The sequence below is a fragment of the Chromobacterium phragmitis genome (assembly GCF_003325475.1).
In the GTDB taxonomy this organism is placed as follows: Bacteria; Pseudomonadota; Gammaproteobacteria; order Burkholderiales; family Chromobacteriaceae; genus Chromobacterium; species Chromobacterium phragmitis.
This window is the reverse complement of record NZ_CP029495.1, coordinates 2,367,350-2,388,065: the sequence shown is the minus strand read 5'-3', so window position 1 is coordinate 2,388,065 and position 20,716 is coordinate 2,367,350. Positions and strand designations below refer to the sequence as shown.

Below are 20,716 nucleotides of genomic sequence, written 5' to 3'. Positions count from 1 at the left end.
CAACGGATTCTAGAGAAAATGGCCATTAGGGGGAAGAGGGCTTCGAACTTTTTGGCAGGAATCCCAGCCGCCCCCCCTCCAATGCCATCAAAGACATCGACATCATCCTGCAACCCACTCATCGACAGCCAATCCATCACCGTCGGCATCGACGCCCACACAAGCATATTGGCATCTTTGCGGCCATCCAGCCAAACGGGTAATCAAATGTCAAAACCAGACAATAAGCATTGAAATCATAACATGGCGCACAAACGCAAGGCAGAACCTTGAATACTCCTTGTTTTATTACACTAATATGTCTTCAAGACAACTGCGCCGAGCGCCACCAAGACGCTCGGCTCGCCATCAAGACATCTTCGGCACAAGACAATAACCGTGCAAAATCACCACACTCCCAGATAGCCCAGCATGCCCTCCGCCGCCTGCCTCCCCTCGAACACCGCCCTCACCACCAGATCCGCCCCTCGCACCATGTCGCCGCCTGCAAACACCTTGGGATTGCTGGTCTGGTATTTGTACTCGCCGCTCGCGGCAGCCAGCGTGCGCCCGTTAGCGGCGGTGGCGATGCCCTGTTTTTCCGCCCACGATGCCGCTTCGGCCTGGAAGCCGAAGGCGATGATGACGTGATCGCACTCGATGATTTCCTCGCTGCCGGGCACGATCTCGGCATTGCGACGCCCCCTGGCGTCGGGCTGGCTCAGACGCGTTCCTGCCAGCTTTACCGCCAGCGTGCCGCCTATCATCGGCTCAATGGACATCGGCTGGCGGTTCCATAGAAATTCGACGCCCTCTTCGCGCGCATTATCCACCTCCCGCCTGGAGCCCGGCATATTGGCTTCATCCCTTCGATAGGCGCACATCACGCGCCGCGCGCCCTGGCGGATGGCGGTGCGATTGCAGTCCATCGCCGTATCGCCGCCCCCCAGCACCATCACCCTCTTGCCGGCCATATTGATGGGCGCTTCCTCACTGGGCAAGGTTCCCAGATGTTGCCGCACATTGTTGATCAGATAGGGAAGCGCCTGCAGCACGCCCTTGCTGTCCTCGCCGGGAAAACCGCCCCGCATGGCCTTGTACGCGCCCATGCCCATGAACACCGCATCGTGCCGGCTCATCAGCTTGTCGAAGCTGACATCCTTGCCTACGTCACACCCCAGCACGAATTCAACGCCCATGCCCTCGAGAACCTCCCTCCGACGGCGCACCACGCTTTTTTCCAGCTTGAATTCGGGAATGCCGAAAGTCAGCAAGCCGCCTATTTCCTCATAACGATCGTAAACGACAGGCTTGACCCCATTGCGCGCCAAGACATCCGCGCACGCTAGCCCTGCGGGCCCCGCGCCGATCACGGCGGCCGTCTTGCCAGTCTGCCGCACTCTGGACATGTCCGGCCGCCAGCCGGCCTTGAATGCTTCATCTGTGATGTGTTTTTCAATGCTGCCTATGGAAACCGCTCCAAAACCTCCCTGGTTCAGCGTACAGGCGCCTTCGCACAGCCGGTCCTGCGGGCACACCCGGCCGCAAATTTCGGGCAGGCTATTGGTTTGATGCGATAGCTCGGCCGCCTCGAACAATCTGCCCTCCTCAACCAGCCTCAGCCAATTGGGGATGTAATTGTGCACGGGGCACTCCCACTCGCAATAGGGATTGCCACAGGACAGGCAACGGCCAGCCTGATCGGCGGCATCCACCGCATGCAGCGGACGATAGATTTCCTTGAATTCGATCTTGCGAACAGATGGCTCTACTTTGTCGCCCGGATTGCGCGACAGCTTCATGAACTGGAATACGTCGGACATTGTGTTTTCTCCCGCGAGGGAGGGCGGCGCCATGCGCCGCCCTGTATGCGTTGGCTAGGGGCGCTTAGTCTTTGAGCAGGCTTTCCAGCTTGGCTGCCTTGGGCTTCACCAGCCAGAAATAGTCCACGTAATCGTCGAAGTTCTGCAGCATCGCGCGGCCGGTTTCGGATCCAGTCAGCTCCACGTGCTTGGCGATCTTCTCCAGCAGATAGGCGCGGTACATGCCCATCGCCTCGCCGTTGATCAAGTGGATGTCGATCAGCTCATTGTTGTAGCGGTAGGCGAACTTCTCGTGCGGGTCATAAACGAAGGCGAAGCCGCCGGTCATGCCGGCGCCGAAGTTGTAGCCGGTCTCGCCCAGCACGATGACGGTGCCGCCGGTCATGTATTCGCAGCAGTGGTCGCCGGCGCCCTCTATCACCGCCAGCGCGCCGGAGTTGCGCACCCCGAAGCGCTCGCCGGCGATGCCGGCGGCGAACAGCTGGCCGCCCGTCGCGCCGTACAAACAGGTGTTGCCGATGATGATGGATTCGCTCGCCTGGTAGCCCGCATCCTTGGGCGGGTAGATGGTGACGCGGCCGCCGGCCATGCCTTTGCCGACGTAGTCGTTGGCGTCGCCTTCCAGCTCCAGATGCAGGCCGGCCGCGTTCCACACGCCGAAGCTCTGGCCCGCGCTGCCGCTGAACTTGACCTTGAGACAGCCGAAGGGCAGTCCGGCCGCGCCATGCACGCGGGCGATTTCGCCGGACAAGCGCGCGCCGATGGAGCGGTGGGTGTTTTCGATCGGGTAGGCCAGCTCCAGCATCTGCTTGTTATGGATGGCCGGCAGCGCGTCCCGCAGAATCTGCTCGGCCAGCTCGCCCTTGTCGAAAGACGGATTGCTGTCCGACACGCAAAAGCGCGGCTCGCTGTCCGGAACGGTGCCTTGCGACAGCAGCGGGCTCAGGTCCAGCCGGCCCTGGCGCTCGCTCTCGCCATCCTGCACGTCCATCAAGTCCATGCGGCCGATCAGCTCTTCCATGCTGCGCACGCCCAGCTTGGCCATCCATTCCCGCGTTTCGCGGGCGATGAACAGGAAGTAGTTGACCACCATGTCCGGCAGGCCGGTGAAATACTTGGAGCGCAGTTTGACTTCCTGCGTCGCCACGCCGGTGGCGCAGTTGTTCAAGTGGCAGATGCGCAGGTATTTGCAGCCCAGCGCCACCATCGGCCCGGTGCCGAAGCCGAAGCTCTCCGCGCCCAGAATGGCGGCCTTGACCACGTCCAGGCCGGTTTTCAGGCCGCCGTCGGTCTGCACCCGCACCCGGCCGCGCAGGCCGTTGGCGCGCAATACCTGCTGCGCTTCGGACAGGCCCAGCTCCCACGGCGAGCCGGCGTATTTGACCGAGGTCAGCGGCGAGGCGCCGGTGCCGCCGTCGTAGCCGGAGATGGTGATCAGGTCGGCGTAAGCCTTGGCCACGCCGGCGGCGACGGTGCCGACGCCGGGCTCGGCCACCAGCTTGACCGACACCAGCGCGGACGGGTTCACCTGCTTCAGGTCGAAGATCAGCTGCGCCAGGTCTTCGATGGAATAAATGTCATGATGCGGCGGCGGCGAAATCAGGCTGACGCCTTCCTTGGCGTGGCGCAGCCGCGCGATCAGCCCGGACACCTTGTCGCCGGGCAGCTGGCCGCCCTCGCCCGGCTTGGCGCCCTGCGCCACCTTGATCTGCAGCACCTCGGCGTTGACCAGGTAGTGCGGGGTGACGCCGAAGCGGCCGGACGCCACCTGCTTGATCTTGGACATCTTCTCGGTGCCGTAGCGCGCCGGGTCCTCGCCGCCCTCTCCTGAATTGGAGCGGCCGCCCAGGCGGTTCATGGCGATGGCCAATGCCTCGTGCGCTTCCGGGCTCAATGCGCCCAGCGACATGCCGGCCGAGTCGAAGCGCTTGACGATGGCCTCCACCGGCTCCACCTCGTCCAGCGGAATCGGCTCGCCGGCCAGCTTCAGCTGCATCAGGTCGCGCAACATCGCCACCGGGCGGGTGTTCACCGTCTCGGCGTATTGCTGGTAGGCCTGGTAATCGTCGTTCTGCACCGCCTTTTGCAGCAGCTGCACCACGTCCGGGTTATAGGCGTGATATTCCTCGCCGTGCACGTATTTGAGCAGGCCGCCCTGGTTCAGCCCGCGCATCGGATTGAACGCCAGCTTGGCCAGCTTTTTCTGATCGGCCTCGAAGTCGGCGAAATTGGCGCCGGACACGCGCGACACCGTGCCCTTCAGGCACTGCGCCACCACTTCCTCATGGATGCCCACCGCCTCGAACAGCTGCGCGCCGCGGTAAGACGCGATAGTGGAGATGCCCATCTTGGACAGCACCTTGAGCAGGCCCTTGTTGATGCCCTTGCGGTAGTGCTGCAGCGCCTCATTGGGACGCAGGTCCACTTCGCCGTTGTTCACCAGATCGATGATGGTCTGGTAAGCCAGGTAGGGGTAGACCGCGGTGGCGCCATAGCCCAGCACGCAGGCCATCTGGTGCGCGTCGCGCACGGTGGCGGTTTCCACCACGATATTGGTCTTGCAGCGCAGGCCGGCGTCGATCAGCGCGTGATGCACCGCGCCGGTGGCGAACAGCGCGTGGATGGGCAGCCGCTCGCCGGTGGCATGGCGGTCGGACAGCACCACCACCACGGTCCCTTCCTGCACCGCTTCCACCACGTGGCGGCTCAGACAGGCAATCGCGTCTTTCAGCGTGGTTTCGGCCGGGTCATAGCACAGGTCGAAATTGGTGGCCTTCAGGTAAGGCTCCGGCCGCGTGGTGACGCGGGTGAACTTCTCGTGGCTCAGCACCGGGCTGCGCACTTCCAGACGCTTGGCGTGCTCGGCGCTCTCCTCGAACATATTGCGCTCTGGGCCGAACACGGTGTTCAAGGACATCACCACCGCTTCGCGGATCGGATCGATGGGCGGGTTGGTCACCTGGGCGAATTGCTGGCGCAAGTAGTCGAACGGCGAGCGCACGCGCTGCGAAAGCACCGCCATCGGCGTGTCGTCGCCCATGGAGCCGACAGCCTCTTGGCCGTCCGCAGCCAGCACGCGCAGGATCTGGTCGCGCTCCTCGCGGCTCAGGTTGAACATTTTCTGCAGCTTGGCCAGTTCGTCCTTGGACAAGGGCTCGACGCCGGCGTCGTCCTCGATGGACAGCTCCAGGTACTTGGCGCTGTCCTTGATCCACTGACGGTAGGGCTTGGCGCTTTTCAGCTGCGCGTCGATGTCTTCCGGCATCAGCAGCTCGCCATTGACCAGGTCAGCGGCAAACAGTTGGCCTGGCTTGACGCGGCCCTTGCGCACCACGTCCTGGGCGCGGTAATCCCACACGCCCACTTCCGAGGCAATGGTTAGAATATTATCCTTCGTCAGCACCCAGCGCGCTGGTCGCAGGCCGTTGCGGTCCAGCATGCAGGCGGCGTAGCGGCCGTCGGTCAGCACGATGCCGGCCGGGCCGTCCCACGGTTCCATGTGCATGGAGTTGAATTCGTAGAAGGCGCGCAGGTCCTTGTCGGTGCTGTCCACATTCTGCCAGGCTGGCGGCACCAACAGGCGCAGCGCGCGGAACAGCGGGATGCCGCCCATCAGCAGGCCTTCCAGCATATTGTCCAGGCTCATCGAATCCGAACCGTCGGTCTGGACGATGGGGCGCACCGTGTCCATGTCGAGGTGCGGCGAAGCCATGATGCGCTCGCGCGCGCGCGCCCAATTGCGGTTGCCCTGCACCGTATTGATCTCGCCGTTGTGGGCGAGGAAGCGGAAGGGCTGGGCTAGCTTCCACTGCGGCCAGGTATTGGTGGAGAAGCGCTGGTGGAACACCGCCAGGCTGGACTCGAAGCGCGGATCGGCCAGGTCCAGGAAGAAACGCGGCAGGTTCTCCGGCGTCACCAACCCTTTATAAGAGAGGGTATGCGGCGACAGCGTGGGCAGATAGAAACAGGGATCGTCTTCCTTGTTGGCTTTCTCAGCCAAGCGGCGACCCATATAGAGCCGGCGTTGGAAAGACAGCTCATCCATGCCGAACGGGCAGTTCACGAACACCTGGGAGATGGCGGGCAAGGAAGCCAGCGCGGTTTCGCCGCAAGCGGCCACCTCCACCGGCACTACGCGGAAACCGGCCACTTCCAGTTGCTGCGCCTCCAAATGTTCGCGCAGGCGCGCCAGGCTGCGCTCGCCTGTCGCCTTGTCCGAGTGGTGGAACACCAGGCCGGCGGCGTACACTGACTTCAGGGCGATGCCGGCTTCGGCCGCCACTTCGCGCAGGAAGCCATCCGGTTTCTTGAACAGCAGGCCGCAGCCGTCGCCGGATTTGCCATCCGCCGCCACCGCGCCGCGGTGGGTCAGCTTGGCCAGCGAGGAAATGGCGGTGGCCACCAGCCAGTGGCTGGGTTTGTCGTCCAATTGCGCGATCAAGCCGAAGCCGCAGCTGTCTTGTTCGAATTCCGGTTTATACAATGTGCCCTGCAGGCGGCGCTGTCTGTCCATTTCTCGGCCCGTTTATACTTTGTAGTGATGCATCCGATTCTACGGGCAAGATCGCAGCAGCCGCAAGCGCGCTTGCGGCGGCGCAACAATCATTTGATTTCAGTCATTTGATGCGCAATCACTTGTTTTTGATATGGAATAAAGCTACATAATTCCTGCCAATTTTTTAGATTTTTGAGACGATTATTTTCAAAAATACGACAGACTAGCGTCGCAAAATCGACATCCAAAGATGCCGCAATGACGATTTTTTGTATTTTGTCAAACAAAATTCATTGAAATGACGAATCGAGACGAGCAGTCGCAACAGACCTTGCAGTTCGTGCGCCAGCTGGCCGAACAAGCCCTTTCGCGTTCGGCCGGCGCGCCGCTTATGGCCGGAAACCGGGTCAGACTGCTGTACGACAGCGCCGAAAACTTCCCTGCCTGGGAGCGGGCCATCGCCAGCAGCAAGGATTCTGTCTTTATCGAAATGTATATTTTCTCCAATGACCAATTTGGACTTAAAATAAGAAATATCCTTATAGATAGGGCAAATAAAGGCATCCAAGTTTGCCTGCTCTATGACTGGCTGGGCAGTTGGCGCGCCCACTTATCCAGTTTCTTCAAGCCCCTGCTCGATGCCGGCGCCCAGGTTCGAGCCTACCACCCGCCCAGCCTGGGCGGCGGACTCAGCCTGCTGGGCCGCAACCACCGCAAGATGATCATCGTCGACAGGCGCGAGTTGTTCGTTGCCGGCCTGTGCGTCAGCGCCAGTTGGGAGGGCCGGCCCGACAAGGGGCTCGCGCCCTGGCGCGATACCGGCCTAGCGCTCTGTGGGCCGCTATTGGCCCCGGCGCTGGCAGCCTTCGCCGACAGCTGGGCCAGCTGCGGCGAGCTGCTGGACGCGCGCTGGCTGGAGCCTGCCGACGCCGAACCCTGCGGCAGCGCCGCCGCCCGCCTGATCGCCACCACGCCGTCCACCGCGCGGATGATGCGGCTGGATTTGCTGATCGCCAGCTTTGCCCGCCGCACGCTATGGCTGACCGACGCCTACTTCATGGCCACCAGCCTGTATCTGTCCGCGCTGCAGCAGGCCGCGCGAGACGGCGTGGATGTGCGCCTGCTGGTGCCGCGCTCCAGCGACATACGCTGGATCGCCACCGTGTCCCGCACCCAATATCGGCCGCTGCTGGAGGCCGGCGTGCGGGTGTTCGAATGGAATGGGCCGATGATCCACGCCAAGACTGCGGTGGCCGACGGCCGCTGGGCGCGCATCGGCTCCACCAACCTGAATCTGTCCAGCTGGCTGGTCAACCGCGAGCTTGACATCGCGCTGGAGGATGAAGGGCTGGCCGGCGAACTGGCGGATCGCTTCCTGCTGGACCTGGAGCAGGCGACCGAGATCGTGCTGCGCCAGGAGCGGCGCAAACCGGTGCCTCGGCCGGTCAAGCAGGAGCGCCGCCCGCGAGGCGGCACCAAGGAGTTCGCCCTCAGCAGCGCCAGCGCGGCGGCGCGCCAGGCGATGCGCATCGGCGACGCGCTGGGGTCGGCCGTGCGCGGCAGCCGGATGGTGGAAAGCAGCGAAGCCCCGGCCTTTCTCAGCATCGGCGTCGCGCTGTGCCTGCTGGCGCTGGCCATCGCCTATTTCCCATGGCTGGCCGCCGCGCCGCTGGTGGCGTTGCTGGCCATCAGCGGCCTGGCCGTGGCTTTCAAGGCTGGCGGCCTCTACCTGGAAAAACGGAGAAAAAAACAACAGTCGCGGCTGGCCGCCCCCGCGGCCGATGACTGCGGCCCGCCGCCCCCCGACTGCCAATGAAAACAGCGGCTTAGTTTCCCTCCCGCCGCCGCCGCAGCCGGCCCCCCGCCTCCTTCCTGGCCGGTCGATGGTTCTGGTCGGAATTTTTTCGCGATTTCTGCCGCGGCGCACAAACAACATGCCGGGCAAAGGGTCTACAATTCGCGCTTCTTGGGATGTTCTCCAGGCCGGCTGACGTGAAGCGACCGCAGGTCGCCAGGCACGGACCGCGGCGCAAAGCGACCCGTTTATTCGCGCCTCAAGGCCAGCCTCCAGGGCGGCGGCGAAGATCCGTTCTTCTGCCCGTGCGTACAGAAACTGCGCCCCACGCGCACCGAGCGACATTGCCGCGGCAAGGTCCGGTGGTGCCACCGCCCTCCGCCGCAGTGTCCGAGTGACAGCAACGAAGGACTCAGGTATGCGTTTTCACTTCCCCATCGTGATCATCGACGAGGATTTCCGCTCGGAAAACACCAGCGGCTCCGGCATCCGCGAACTGGCCGCCGCCATGGAGGCGGAAGGCATGAGCGTGATCGGCTACACCAGCTACGGCGATCTCACCTCCTTCGCTCAGCAGCAAAGCCGCGCCGCCGGCTTCATCCTGTCGATTGACGACGAGGAGTTCCAGACAGAGGACACCGCGCAGCAGGCGCTGGGCAATCTGTACGGTTTCGTCGCCGAGATCCGCCGCCGCAACCCGGACATTCCGGTCTACCTGTACGGCGAGACCCGCACCGCGCGCCACATCCCCAACGACATCCTGCGCGAGCTGCACGGCTTCATCCACATGCACGAGGACACGCCGGAGTTCGTGGCACGCCACATCATCCGCGAGGCCAAGAGCTATCTGGACAACCTGGCGCCGCCGTTCTTCCGCGCGCTGGTGGACTACGCCTACGACGGCTCCTACTCCTGGCACTGCCCCGGCCATTCCGGCGGCGTGGCCTTCCTGAAGAGCCCGGTGGGCCAGATGTTCCACCAGTTCTTCGGCGAGAACATGCTGCGCGCCGACGTCTGCAACGCGGTGGACGAGCTGGGCCAGCTGCTGGACCACACCGGCCCGGTGGCGGCTTCCGAGCGCAACGCCGCGCGCATCTTCAACGCCGACCACCTGTTCTTCGTCACCAACGGCACCTCCACCTCGAACAAGATCGTCTGGCACAGTTGCGTCGCCGCCGGCGACATCGTGCTGGTGGACCGCAACTGCCACAAGTCGAACCTGCACGCCATCATCATGACCGGGGCCATCCCGGTGTTCCTGATGCCGACGCGCAACCACTACGGCATCATCGGCCCGATCCCGAAGTCCGAATTCCAGCCGGACACCATCAAGAAGAAGATCCTGGCCAACCCGTTCGCGCGCGAGGTGCTGGAGAAGCACCCCAACCGCAAGCCGCGCATCCTGACGCTGACCCAGTCCACCTACGACGGCATCCTGTACAACGTCGAGGAGATCAAGGGCCTGCTGGACGGCGAGGTGGACACGCTGCACTTCGACGAAGCCTGGCTGCCGCACGCCTGCTTCCATGACTTCTACCGCGACTTCCACGCCATCGGCGAGGGCCGTCAGCGCTGCGAAGACAGCCTGGTGTTCTCCACCCAGTCCACCCACAAACTGCTGGCCGGCATCAGCCAGGCTTCGCAAATCCTGGTGCAGGACCCGCAGAACCGCCAGCTGGACACCGCCTGGTTCAACGAGGCTTATCTGATGCACACCTCGACCAGCCCGCAATACTCGATCATCGCCAGCTGCGACGTGGCCGCCGCGATGATGGAGCAGCCGGGCGGCCAATCGCTGGTGGAAGAGTCCTTGGTGGAGGCGATGGAATTCCGCCGCGCCATGCGCAAGGTGGACGAGGAATACGGCCGCGACTGGTGGTTCAGCGTGTGGGGGCCGGACGACCTGTCCGACGACGGCATCTGCGACCAGGCCGACTGGACCTTGCGCCCCGACGAACGCTGGCACGGCTTCGCCGGCATCGAGGACGGCTTCAACATGTTGGACCCGATCAAGGCCACCGTGCTGACGCCGGGCCTGGACGTGGACGGCAGCTTCGAGGAAATGGGCATCCCGGCCGCCATCGTCACCAAGTACCTGACCGAGCATGGCGTGGTGGTGGAAAAGACCGGCCTGTACAGCTTCTTCATCATGTTCACCATCGGCATCACCAAGGGACGCTGGAACACGCTGATCTCGCTGCTGCAGCAATTCAAGGACGATTTCGACAAGAACCAGCCGATGTGGCGGGTGATGCCGGAATTCGTCGCCAAATACCCGCAATACGAGCGCGTGGGCCTGCAGGACCTGTGCCAGCGCATCCACGGCCTGTATGCCAAACACGACGTAGCGCGCCTGACCACCGACATCTACCTGTCCGACATGGAGCCGGCGATGCGCCCGGCCGACGCCTTCGCCAAGATGGCGCATCGCGAGATCGAGCGCGTGCCGGTGGACCAGCTGGAAGGCCGCGTCACCGCGGTGCTGCTGACGCCGTATCCGCCGGGCATCCCGCTGCTGATCCCGGGCGAGCGCTTCAACAAGACCATCGTCGACTACCTGCGCTTCGCCCAGGCCTTCAATCGCGAGTTGCCGGGCTTCGAAACCGACGTCCACGGCCTGGTGGCGGTGGAGGTGCAGGATCGCAAGGTGTACTGCGTGGATTGCGTCAAGCAATAAGACGCTGGGCCGGAAACGACAAAGGCGGGAGCGATCCCGCCTTTTTTCATGCCGCTCCCAACTTAAAGCCGCACGCGCCAGGTATTGCGCCCGCCGGCCTTGGCTTGATACAAGGCCTCGTCCGCCCGGCCCAGCGGCGCAGACAGATCATCGCCGGCGCGCAGCAGCGACATCCCGATCGAACAGGTGTAGGAAAACGCCGGGTCATCCGCCAGCGGCCGCGACGACTGCACCACCGCCAGTATCGTCCGGATCAGCGCTTCCGCCTGCTCCAAACCGCTGCCGGGGAGCAAAAGCAAAAATTCCTCGCCGCCCAGCCGCCCCAAACTGTCATGGGGCTTCAGCAAGGGCTGCAGCCTATGCGCGAAATCGCGCAGCACCGCGTCGCCGGCCAGATGGCCCTTCAGGTCATTGATCAACTTGAAATTGTCCAGGTCCAGGATGGCCACCGCGGCGGCCTGGCAGGCGCCGCCATGATATTGCTCCACCAGGCCGTCCATCTGCTGCAGGATGTGGCCGCGGTTGCCGAGGCCGGTCAGCGGGTCGGTCAGCGCCGCGCGCTGCGCCAGGTCGCGCGCCTGCCGCAGCTCGCGCTCGCCGACGCGCAGCTCGGTGATCTCGCTGCCGACGCACAACATCCAGCCGCCCGACTGGGTGGTCTCGGTCATCCAGATCCAGCGGCCGTCGGCCAGATCGGTCTCGAAGGCGCGGAATGGCTGCTTGGCGCGCCGGGACTTGGCCGAAGCGAGCCAGGCCTCGAAATCGCAGGTGCGGATCTGCGTGCCCCTGCCGTTCTGGTGATTGCGGCGCATCAACTGCTCCCAGCTGATCCGCTCGTCTTCCCGCACATCCAGCGCCGCGCAAAACGCGGCATTGGCGTAGCGCAGGCAATCGCGCTCGTCGAACAGGGAGATCAGCAGCGGGCAGTCCCGTTGCAGCGACATCAGACGGGAGGCGATGTCTTCGCTTTCATCGGCAGGCTTCATACACTGGCATCCGGCGGCACCCGAGCCGATGTTCATCGGCCCGCCGCCGCCCATTGCGGACGACGGTCATAAGCCATGGTAGAGCAAAACCGCGGCAGGATTAAGCGTCATCGGCCAGCCCGGCCCGATTCATTTCTGCCCCGCAGCCAGCAAACGCACGGCCAATCCGCCGAATACCGTCGCCAGCAAATATTGCGGCCAGCGTCCGCCCTTGCCGCCCGCCAACGCTCGGCCCATGCGGCCACTAGCGACGATCACCAGCGCGTTGACGCCGAAGCCCACCACGTTGAGCACCGTGGCCAGCAGCATGATCTGCAGCGCCACCGGGCCGGCCTGCGGCTCGACGAACTGCGGAAACAGCGCCAGCACGAACAGCGCCATCTTGGGATTGAGCAGATTGGTGGCCAGGCCCTGCAGCGCGATGCGCGCCAAAGGCTTGCCCTCGGAGCCAGGCTCGGCCGCGCGCAGCACGCTGTTGCTGCGCAAGGTGGCCCAGGCCAGGTACAGCAGATAGGCCGCGCCGGCGATGCGCACCGCGTCGTAGGCCATCGGCACCAGCACGAACAACTGGGCCAGGCCCAGCGCCGCCAGCAAAGCATGGCAATAGGTGCCCAACTGGATGCCGAACAAGGTGGCGAAGCCCGCCCGCAGCCCCTGTCCCGCGCTGCGGCTGGCGATCAGCAGCATGTCGGGGCCGGGCGTGGCGGCCAGCGCGAGGCAAGCGAGGGAGAACAACAGCAGAGTGGACAGGGTAGGCATGCGGGGACTCCGTTATCGGTGACGCAGGCATTCATCATACCGGCATCATCCGGAGGCGAACAACCACACGGCCTGGTTTGAAGAAGCGCGGCGTTTAGGGTATATCTATTTGTCCTGACCAGGAGAATGAATGGACTTCCCCACCCTGCATACCCCGCGGCTGGCGCTGCGCGAAATCACGCTGGACGACGCGCCGGCGCTGCTGGATATCCACGGCGACGCCGACGCGATGCGCTGGTTCGGCACCGACCCGCTGACGACGCTGGAGCAAGCGAGGCAGATGGTGGAGAAGTTCTCCAGCTGGCGAAGCCTGCCCGCGCCCGGCGTCCGCTGGGGACTGGCTCCGCGCGAAGGCGGCCCCTTGATCGGCAGCGTAGGCTTGTTCAAGTGGAACCCGGGCTGGCGCTGCTGCGCGCTGGGCTACGAGCTGGCGCCCGGACAGCAAGGCCAAGGTCTGATGAGCGAGGCGCTGCGCGCCGCGCTGTCCTGGGGCTTCGAACATATGGAGCTGAACCGGATCGAGGCCCAGGTGCATCCGGACAATCAAGCTTCGCTGGCGCTGCTGAAGCGACTGAATTTCCAGGAGGAAGGCCGCGCCCGCCAGGCCGGTTTCTGGCTGGGTGCCTATCAGGACCTGATCAATCTGTCGCTGCTGCGCGCGGAAAGCGCGCTGGCAGAGACCGCCGCCTGAAAAGGGAAGAAACCCATGCACCACTACCCGCTGTTCCTGCTGATGGCCAGCCTGGCCATCCTGACGCCAGGTCCCGGCGTGCTCAACTCACTGAGCAACGCGCTGCGCTTCGGCCTCAAGGGCAGCCTGCCCGGCATCCTCGGCGCCAGCTTCCTCGTGTTCTGCAGCCTGCTTGCCGTCTCCAATCGTTAAGCGCGGCTGACCAACCTCAGACCGGCACAGGCAGTGCAAGCGGTATGACAAGCCGGCGCAACGCAGCCTCAGAGATTGGCGCCTAGCGCTTACCAGCCGTTTTCCAGCACGATATGGCCCGGCGCGTTCTGCCGGGTCATCCGATAACCCATTTTCATCAACTGGCGATGGGTGTCCTCCACCATCTTGGGATTGCCGCACAGCATGAAACGGCTGTGCTCTGGCGACATCGCCAGGCCGGCGCGCGCGGCCAATTCGCCGCTCTCCAGCAAGGCGGGAATGCGCTGATTCAGCATGCCGGCCGGCGCATCGCGCGTCACCACCGGCAAGTATTGCAGCTTGCCGCCATGCTCGCCCCACAACGGATGCTCGCGCAGAGCTGCGATTTCATCTTGGAACGACAGCTCCTCCGCCTCGCGCACGCAATGCGCCAACACGATGCGCTCGAAGCGTTGCCACACCTCAGGCTGCTTCAGGATGGACAGATAGGGCGCGATGCCGGTGCCGGTGGCCAGCAGCCACAAGTCCCTGCCGTCCGGCAGCCGGTCCGCCTCGAAGAAGCCCATCGCGCGCTTGTCCAGCATCATCTGGCCGCCAGGCCGCAGTTGGGCCAGCCGCGAACTGAACTGCCCCTCCGGCACCACGATGGAATAGAACTCCAGATGCTCGTCGTAAGCCGCGGAACACATCGAATACGCGCGCCACACCTGGCCGCCGCCCTCCAGCGGCAAGCCCAGCCGGGCGAACTGCCCCGGCGCGAAGCGGAAACCGGCCGGCCGAGTCAGCCGGAAGCTGATCAGCTTGTCGGTCCAGCGCTTCATCTCGGTGATGGTTTCGGTGGTGTATTTCAGTTGAATCTCGGCTTCCAGCGCGGCGTCCATCGGCATTCCTCATTTGTTGAGTATTTTACTCAACTATTATGCGCTCGGCTCCCCGCGCTTGCCAAGCCAGTCCGCCAACTGCGGATGCAGGTCGTGCGCCGGCCATGCCGCCAACTCCGCCAGCGACAGCCGCAGCAGCGCCTCCACTTCTTCGCCCAGGCGCCAACTCGTCGGCAGCGGGGCCTCGAACAGCGCGCAGCGTTCTTTATCCAGCGTCCATTCCCCCAGTGCCCGCAGCGCCAGCCCGCTGACGCCAAGCTCCTCATCCAGCTCCCGCCGCGCCGCCTGCAGCGGGCTCTCGCCAACCTCCATGCCGCCGCCCGCGGCGAAGTCCAACCTGCCCGGATAGCTGTCATCGCTCCAGGCGCGGCGCTGCCACCAATACCCATCCCCATCGCGCAGCAAGACCAGCGCGCTGCTCGCCTCTCCCATGCTGGCTCTCCCGGATGAAAAGCCTCATGCTAGCAGCCATGCCGCCTTTCACTCATGGAGATTGACATGACCATTGCCCTGGCCCTGCACGGGGGCGCCGGCACGCTGCGCCGCAGCGACATGGATTCGGAGCTGGAGCGTGCCTACCGCGCCGGACTGGAGCGCGCGCTGGAGGCCGGCTACGCCATCCTGCGCGCCGGCGGATCGGCGCTGGACGCCGTCTGCGCCAGCGTCTGCGCGCTGGAGGACGATCCGCTGTTCAATGCCGGTCGCGGCTCGGTATACAACTTGGACGGCAAACAGGAAATGGAGGCGGCGGTGATGGACGGCAGCCGCCAGGATGCCGGCAGCGTCACCGGCCTCTCCCGCGTGCGGAACCCGGTATTGCTGGCGCGCGCGGTGATGGAAGCCACCCCGCACGTCACCCTGGGCTACGCCGCCGCGGAGGACTTCGCCGCCCGCATCGGCGCGGCGATGCAAGCGCCGGAATACTTCCACACCGACAAGCGCTGGCAAGCGCTGTTATTGGAAAAGGAAAGGCTGGCCAATGGCGGCGCGGACGACGATATTCCAGAAGACCGCAAGCACGGCACGGTCGGCGCCGCGGCGCTGGACGCGCAAGGCCGGCTGGCGGCGGCCACCTCCACCGGCGGCCGCACCGCCAAGTGGCCGGGACGCATCGGCGACACGCCGGTGATCGGCGCCGGCACCTGGGCCGACGCGCATTGCGCGGTGTCCGGCACCGGCCACGGCGAATACTTCGTCCTCGCGGCCGCCGGCCACGAAATTTCCGCCCGCGTCCGCTACCTGGATGAAACCCTGGAGACGGCCTGCGATGCGGTGGTGCACGGCCAACTGATGAGGATGGGTGGCACCGGCGGCGTGGCGGCGGTAGACCGCCTGGGCCGGGTGGCGCTGCCTTTCAACTGCGAAGGCATGTACCGCGCGTCGATAGACGGCGAAGGACGCAAGCGGGTCGCCATCTACCGCGACGAACTTCAACGGTAAGCCGCCCGCCACTCGTCCCGCAGCTCGCCGATCAGCGCCGCCACCGGCAACGCGCGCGCGCCGGCAACCCCCTCGCCGGCCCACAGCGACATCAGCTCGCCGCATCCGGCCCGGGCCGCCGCCGCCCGCATCGGCGCGGTCAGCGCGTTCATCACCGGATAAGCCGGCAACGCCGCCTCCCAGTCCGCCATCGCCTCCATGTAGCGGTTGTCCAGCCCGCGGGCGTAGCGGCCGGAGAAAGCGCGGGTCAGCCGGGTGCCGCCTTCGCGCGCCTCGGCCAGCGCCTGCTTCCAGATCGGGGAAATCCCCGACTCCGGGCAACGCAGGAAGGCTGTGCCCAGCTGGCAGGCCTCGGCGCCGTGGCGCATCGCCGCCGCCATGTCCCGGCCGTTCATGATGCCGCCGGCGGCGATCACCGGCAGCGGCAGGTTCTGCGCCAACTCGTACACCAACGACAGCATCGGCCGCAGCGACTCCCGTTGTTCGCCGATGAAGGTGCCGCGATGGCCGCCCGCCTCCTTGCCCTGCGCGCACACCGCGTCGGCTCCCGCCTCGGCCCAGGCCAACCCCTCGGCCAGATTGGTGGCCGTGCCGATCGTCAGGATGCCCGCCTCCTTCAGCGCGCGCATCTGGCTTTCGTCCAGAATGCCGAAAGTGAAGCTGGCCGCGGCCGGACGCAAAGCCAGCAACGCGTCGAGCTGCTCGTCGAAAGGCTGGCAGAAGCTGTCCGGCGCGGCCGGCGCCCCCAGGCCCAGCTCTTCATGCCAAGGCCGCAGCAGCCTCAACGCCAGCGCCATCTCATCCGCCTCCGGCGCGGGCCTGCCCTGCACGAACAAATTGATGCCGAATGGGGCGTCGCTCAGCGCGCGTATCTTGCCTGCCTCCTCCCGCATCTGAGCGGGCGACAGCATCGCGCCGGCCAGAAAGCCCAGTCCGCCGGCCTCGCCTACCGAGGCCACCAACTGCGGCGTGGTCGCCCCGCCCGCCATCGGCGCTTGTATCAACGGCAACTTCAACTGCAATCGCTGGCACAACGCTGTCGCCATTTCCGCTCTCCTTTTCCGAAGGCCCGCGCCCCGCGAGCCATTTGGATTCACGTCCCTAGCGCCTGCTCAAGATCCGCCAGGATGTCGTCCAGATCTTCGATGCCGATGGACAGCCTCAAACCGCCCTCGACGATGCCCAGCGCGGCCTTCTGCTCCGCCGGCATGCCGCCATGGGACATGGTGTAGCTATGGTTGACCAGCGACTCCACGCCGCCCAGCGACTCCGCCAGCGCGAACAGCTTCAGTTTCTGCGCGACGCGGCTGGCCGCCTCGCGGCTGTCGTCCTGCAAGCGAATGCTGACGATGCCGCCGAAACGCTTCATCTGCCGCTTCGCCAGCTCATGCCCCGGATGCCCGGGCAGGCCGGGGTAGAATACCTTGGCCACCGCCGGCTGCCCAACCAGCCAGGCGGCCACCTTCTCGGCGCTGTCGCAATGGCGCTCCATCCGCAGCGCCAGCGTCTTGAGGCCGCGCAGGGTCAGGAAGCAGTCCTGTGGTCCCGGCACCGCGCCGGCGGCGTTCTGCAAAAAGCGGATATCGTGGTGCAGCTTGTCGTCGCTGACTGCCACCAGGCCCAGCAGCACGTCGGAGTGGCCGCCCAGGTATTTGGTGGCGGAGTGGACGACGATGTCGGCGCCGAGCCGCAGCGGCTGCTGCAGATAGGGCGTGGCGAAGGTGTTGTCCACCGCCACCTTGACGCCATGGCGATGAGCGATGGCGGACAGCGCGGCGATGTCGACCAGGCCCAACAAGGGGTTGGTCGGCGACTCCAGCCACAGCAGCCGCGTGGCCGGCGTGATCGCCGCCTCCAGCCGCGCCGGATCGGACAGATCGACGAAGCTCACCTTGATCCCGGCCGGCTCCATCACCCGGGTCAGCAAACGGTAAGCGCCGCCGTAGAGATCAGCCACCGCGATCACCTCGTCCCCGGGCTTCAGGCAGGCGCGCAGCACCGCATCTATCGCCGCCATGCCGCTGGAGAAGGCCAGGCCATGCTTGGCCTCCTCCAGGCTGGCCAGGCAATCCTGCAGCGCGCTGCGGGTGGGATTGCCGGTGCGGGCGTAGGCGTAGCGCAGGTCTTCGCCGACGTGGTCGAAAGCGAAGGCCGAGGTCTGGTACAACGGCGGCATCACCGAGCGGTTATGTTCGGCGCTGTCGTAGCCGACATGGATGGCGCGGGTAGCAAATTTCACAAAAATCCCTCTAAATCATAATCTTGGGCCAAATTGCCCGACAATCAAACCTTAACGCCCGGCAAATCATGCATTCGCCATGCCCCTTTCATCGCGGTGCCGAAATTTCAGTCCAATTGCGACCAAAATACGCCGATCTGTCCTGATTTTCGCCAAGCAAGCGCCGTTTTTTGCTTTACAGCCGCCGCCATAAGGGCTATTTTGCTGCGTTTCGCATTAAAACCATCGTTTGCATGAAGCTAGAACGCGTTTTTGACATCCTGTCCCACCAGCTCGCCAATCATCCCCGCCCGGACTGCCTGGCGGCGAAGTCCGGCAAGGCTTGGCGGCAACTGTCGACGGCCGAGGTCCGGGACACCGTCAACCGCGTCAGCCTGGGCCTGATGGAAATGGGCATCCAGCGCGGCGACAAGGTGGCCATCGCCGCCGACAACAGCATCGAGTGGGTGCTGGTGGATATCGCGCTGCAACAAATCGGCGCGGTCAGCGTGCCGCTGTACCCTACCATCACCCTTGATGATGCACGCTATATCCTGACGCATGCCGAGGTCAAGCTGGCCTTCGCCGGCAGTGCTGCATTGCAGCGAAAACTGCACGAAGCGCTGGGCAAGCTGTCCTGCCCGATCTACGGCCTTGCCGACATCGACGGCGCGCCTTCCTGGCGCGAGATCGCCGAGCGGGCGCGCCCGGAACGGATGGCCGAGCTGGACGCGCTGCGCGACGCCGCGCGCGCCGACGACGTCTACACCATCATCTACACCTCCGGCACCACCGGCCGCTCCAAGGGCGTGATGCTGAGCCACCGCAACGTGCTGAGCACCGTGGTGGCCACCGCCGCCTTCACCGGCCTGCCGCAGGGCCGCTGCCGCGCGCTGAGCTTCCTGCCGCTGTCGCACATCTTCGAGCGCGCCGGCGTGTTCTACTACCTGTACAGCGGCACCGGCATCTATTTCGCCAGCGTGGAATGCCTGTCGTCGGCGCTGGCCGACGTCAAGCCGCACACCTTCAGCTCCGTGCCGCGCGTGCTGGAGAAGGTGCACGAAAAGCTGGTGGGCAAGGCGCGCGACCTGACGGGCGCCAAGCGCCGCATCTACCAGTGGGCGCTGGCCCGCGCCGAAAGTTTCGACCCCAACCGCCGCCGCTCGCCGCTGGATGCGATCCAGCACGCGCTGGCCGACAAGCTGGTATACAGCAAGTGGCGCGCGGCGATGGGCGGCGAGCTGATCTCCATCAATGTCGGCTCCGCCGCGCTGCAGCCGCGGCTGGCGCGGATGTTCTGGGCCGCCGGCATCGCCGTGGCCGAGGGCTACGGCATGACCGAGAGCTCGCCGGTGATCTCCGCCAATCCGTTCACCGCCGGCGGCGTGCGCATCGGCAGCGTCGGCCTGCCCCTGCCCGGCGTCGAAGTGCGCCTGGCCGACGACGGCGAGATCCTGGTCCGCGGCGACAACGTGATGTCCGGCTACTACAAAGAGCCGGAGCAGACCGCCGACGCGCTGCGCGACGGCTGGCTGCACACCGGCGACATCGGCGTGCTGGAGAGCGGCTACCTGCGCATCACCGACCGCAAGAAGGAAATGTTCAAGACCAGCAACGGCAAATACATCGCGCCGCAGGCGCTGGAGAACAAGCTGAAGGAATCAGCCTTCATCGACCAGATCATGGTGGTGGGCGACGGCCAGAAGTACGCGGCCGCGCTGATCGTGCCGCTGTTCGAGAAGCTGAAGGAATGGTGCGCCGAACACGGCATCTCCTACACCACCGATTGCGAGATGAGCCGCCATCCCAAGGTGGTGGAGCTGATCGACCGCGAAATCAAACGCTTCAACCGCTACTTCGGCAGCTGGGAACACATCAAGAAATTCTCGCTGCTGGACAAACCCTGGTGCGTGGACGCCGGCGAGCTGGCGCCCACCCTGAAACTGCGCCGCAAGGTGATCACCGAACGCTGCCGCGCGCTGATCGAAGGCATGTACGGCATGGCGGAGCCCGCCTAAGCAAAAGCCCCGCGATGCGGGGCTTTTTCATATGGCGATGGCCAATTCGGCCAGGCTTAGCGCTGATGCGCCAGATTCAACCTGTCCTCCACCCGGCGCTGCACCCGCTCGAATAGAGCGCTGAGCAGCCAGTAGATGGCCGCCGCGGCCAGATACAGCGGCAAAGGCTGGAAGGTCTGGGCGATCACTTCCTTGGTCGCCAGCATCAGCTCGGTGACCGTAATCACCGATACCAGCGACGTATCCTTGATCAGCGAGATCAGGCTGTTGGACAAGCTGGGCACCGACAAGCGCAGCGCCTGCGGCGCGATGATGTGGCGCATCGTCTGCCACCAGGTGAAACCCAGCGAAAAGGCCGCCTCCCATTGCCCCTTGGCCACGCCGGCGATGCCGCCGCGCAGGCTTTCGGACAGATAGGCCGCCACGTTCAGCGTCAAGGCCAGCACGCCGGCCGGCACCGGATCCAGCTCGAGACCCACGCCGGGCAGGCCGTAATAGATGACGAAAATCTGCACCAGAAGCGGCGTGCCGCGCATCGCGCTGACGTAGAACGCTGCCAGTTGCGACAAGACCGGCAGCTGCGCCACCCTCACGATCGCCACCAGAAAACCCAGCGCCAGGCCCAGCGCCATCGCCACCAGCGCGAACAACAGCGTATGCGCCGCGCCCTGCAGCAGCACCGGCCACGCCGTCTCGAACAGAGCCATCCAATCGCCCATCTCACCCTTCCTTAAAAACCGACGCCCCCGCGAAGGCAGGGGC

At 65.0% G+C, this 20,716-nt stretch carries 15 protein-coding genes; 6 read left to right on the top strand and 9 right to left on the bottom strand.

Translation table 11 applies throughout. The features are described from left to right. Window positions 1-386: 386 nt before the first annotated feature. Both DK842_RS11390 and gltB read right to left on the bottom strand, forming a co-directional pair. Entirely contained in the window at window positions 387-1,802 is a 1,416-nt protein-coding gene (locus tag DK842_RS11390; RefSeq protein ID WP_114061546.1) for an FAD-dependent oxidoreductase, read from the bottom strand. 64 nt (window positions 1,803-1,866) lie between these two features. Beyond that, window positions 1,867-6,315, bottom strand: a complete 4,449-nt coding sequence (gene gltB / locus DK842_RS11385; protein WP_114061545.1) for a glutamate synthase large subunit — start codon at window positions 6,313-6,315, stop codon at window positions 1,867-1,869. 280 nt (window positions 6,316-6,595) lie between these two features. On the opposite strand from gltB, the gene DK842_RS11380 reads away from it, so the two are divergent. Then, entirely contained in the window at window positions 6,596-8,113 is a 1,518-nt protein-coding gene (locus tag DK842_RS11380) for a phospholipase D-like domain-containing protein (RefSeq protein ID WP_114061544.1), read from the top strand. 397 nt (window positions 8,114-8,510) lie between these two features. Further along, window positions 8,511-10,769: an arginine/lysine/ornithine decarboxylase gene (locus DK842_RS11375; protein WP_114061543.1), complete on the top strand. Its 2,259-nt coding sequence runs from the start codon at window positions 8,511-8,513 to the stop codon at window positions 10,767-10,769. 62 nt (window positions 10,770-10,831) lie between these two features. Here DK842_RS11375 and DK842_RS11370 read toward each other — a convergent pair whose 3' ends face one another. Then, window positions 10,832-11,755 (bottom strand): sensor domain-containing diguanylate cyclase, encoded by a 924-nt coding sequence (locus DK842_RS11370; RefSeq protein WP_114073838.1) that lies wholly within the window; start codon window positions 11,753-11,755, stop codon window positions 10,832-10,834. A 129-nt stretch (window positions 11,756-11,884) separates the two neighbouring features. Then, window positions 11,885-12,514, bottom strand: coding sequence for a LysE family translocator (locus tag DK842_RS11365; protein WP_114061541.1), 630 nt, complete (start codon window positions 12,512-12,514; stop codon window positions 11,885-11,887). A gap of 130 nt (window positions 12,515-12,644) precedes the next feature. Here DK842_RS11365 and DK842_RS11360 point away from each other — a divergent pair, with 130 nt between their 5' ends. Beyond that, window positions 12,645-13,205, top strand: a complete 561-nt coding sequence (locus DK842_RS11360) for a GNAT family N-acetyltransferase (RefSeq protein WP_114061540.1) — start codon at window positions 12,645-12,647, stop codon at window positions 13,203-13,205. 15 nt (window positions 13,206-13,220) lie between these two features. Further along, window positions 13,221-13,397 carry a hypothetical protein gene (locus DK842_RS11355; RefSeq protein ID WP_198414671.1) on the top strand — a complete coding sequence of 59 codons (177 nt, stop codon included), beginning with the start codon at window positions 13,221-13,223 and terminating at the stop codon, window positions 13,395-13,397. An 89-nt stretch (window positions 13,398-13,486) separates the two neighbouring features. Here DK842_RS11355 and DK842_RS11350 read toward each other — a convergent pair whose 3' ends face one another. Together DK842_RS11350 and DK842_RS11345 are read right to left on the bottom strand one after the other, a co-directional pair. After that, window positions 13,487-14,278, bottom strand: coding sequence for a ferredoxin--NADP reductase (locus DK842_RS11350; RefSeq protein WP_114061539.1), 792 nt, complete (start codon window positions 14,276-14,278; stop codon window positions 13,487-13,489). 36 nt (window positions 14,279-14,314) lie between these two features. Then, the gene (locus tag DK842_RS11345) at window positions 14,315-14,710 is read right to left on the bottom strand and encodes an NUDIX domain-containing protein (protein WP_114061538.1); all 396 of its coding nucleotides are present in this window, start codon (window positions 14,708-14,710) and stop codon (window positions 14,315-14,317) included. Window positions 14,711-14,776: 66 nt separating this feature from the next. Here DK842_RS11345 and DK842_RS11340 point away from each other — a divergent pair, with 66 nt between their 5' ends. Beyond that, window positions 14,777-15,718: an isoaspartyl peptidase/L-asparaginase family protein gene (locus DK842_RS11340; RefSeq protein ID WP_114063708.1), complete on the top strand. Its 942-nt coding sequence runs from the start codon at window positions 14,777-14,779 to the stop codon at window positions 15,716-15,718. Here DK842_RS11340 and DK842_RS11335 read toward each other — a convergent pair. Together DK842_RS11335 and DK842_RS11330 are read right to left on the bottom strand one after the other, a co-directional pair. Further along, window positions 15,709-16,764 carry an NAD(P)H-dependent flavin oxidoreductase gene (locus DK842_RS11335; RefSeq protein WP_114061537.1) on the bottom strand — a complete coding sequence of 352 codons (1,056 nt, stop codon included), beginning with the start codon at window positions 16,762-16,764 and terminating at the stop codon, window positions 15,709-15,711. The two genes, DK842_RS11340 and DK842_RS11335, sit on opposite strands and share 10 nt — an antisense overlap. Before the next feature lie 47 nt (window positions 16,765-16,811). Beyond that, window positions 16,812-17,957, bottom strand: a complete 1,146-nt coding sequence (locus DK842_RS11330; RefSeq protein WP_114061536.1) for a cystathionine gamma-synthase — start codon at window positions 17,955-17,957, stop codon at window positions 16,812-16,814. A 233-nt stretch (window positions 17,958-18,190) separates the two neighbouring features. Between DK842_RS11330 and DK842_RS11325 the strand changes: the two genes are divergently transcribed. Then, complete coding sequence (locus DK842_RS11325; RefSeq protein ID WP_114061535.1) at window positions 18,191-19,954, top strand: AMP-dependent synthetase/ligase; 1,764 nt, start codon at window positions 18,191-18,193, stop codon at window positions 19,952-19,954. Window positions 19,955-20,010: 56 nt separating this feature from the next. Here the strand turns inward: DK842_RS11325 and DK842_RS11320 are convergent, their stop codons facing one another. Next, window positions 20,011-20,673: an amino acid ABC transporter permease gene (locus tag DK842_RS11320; RefSeq protein ID WP_114061534.1), complete on the bottom strand. Its 663-nt coding sequence runs from the start codon at window positions 20,671-20,673 to the stop codon at window positions 20,011-20,013. Between the last annotated feature and the right edge of the window lie 43 nt (window positions 20,674-20,716).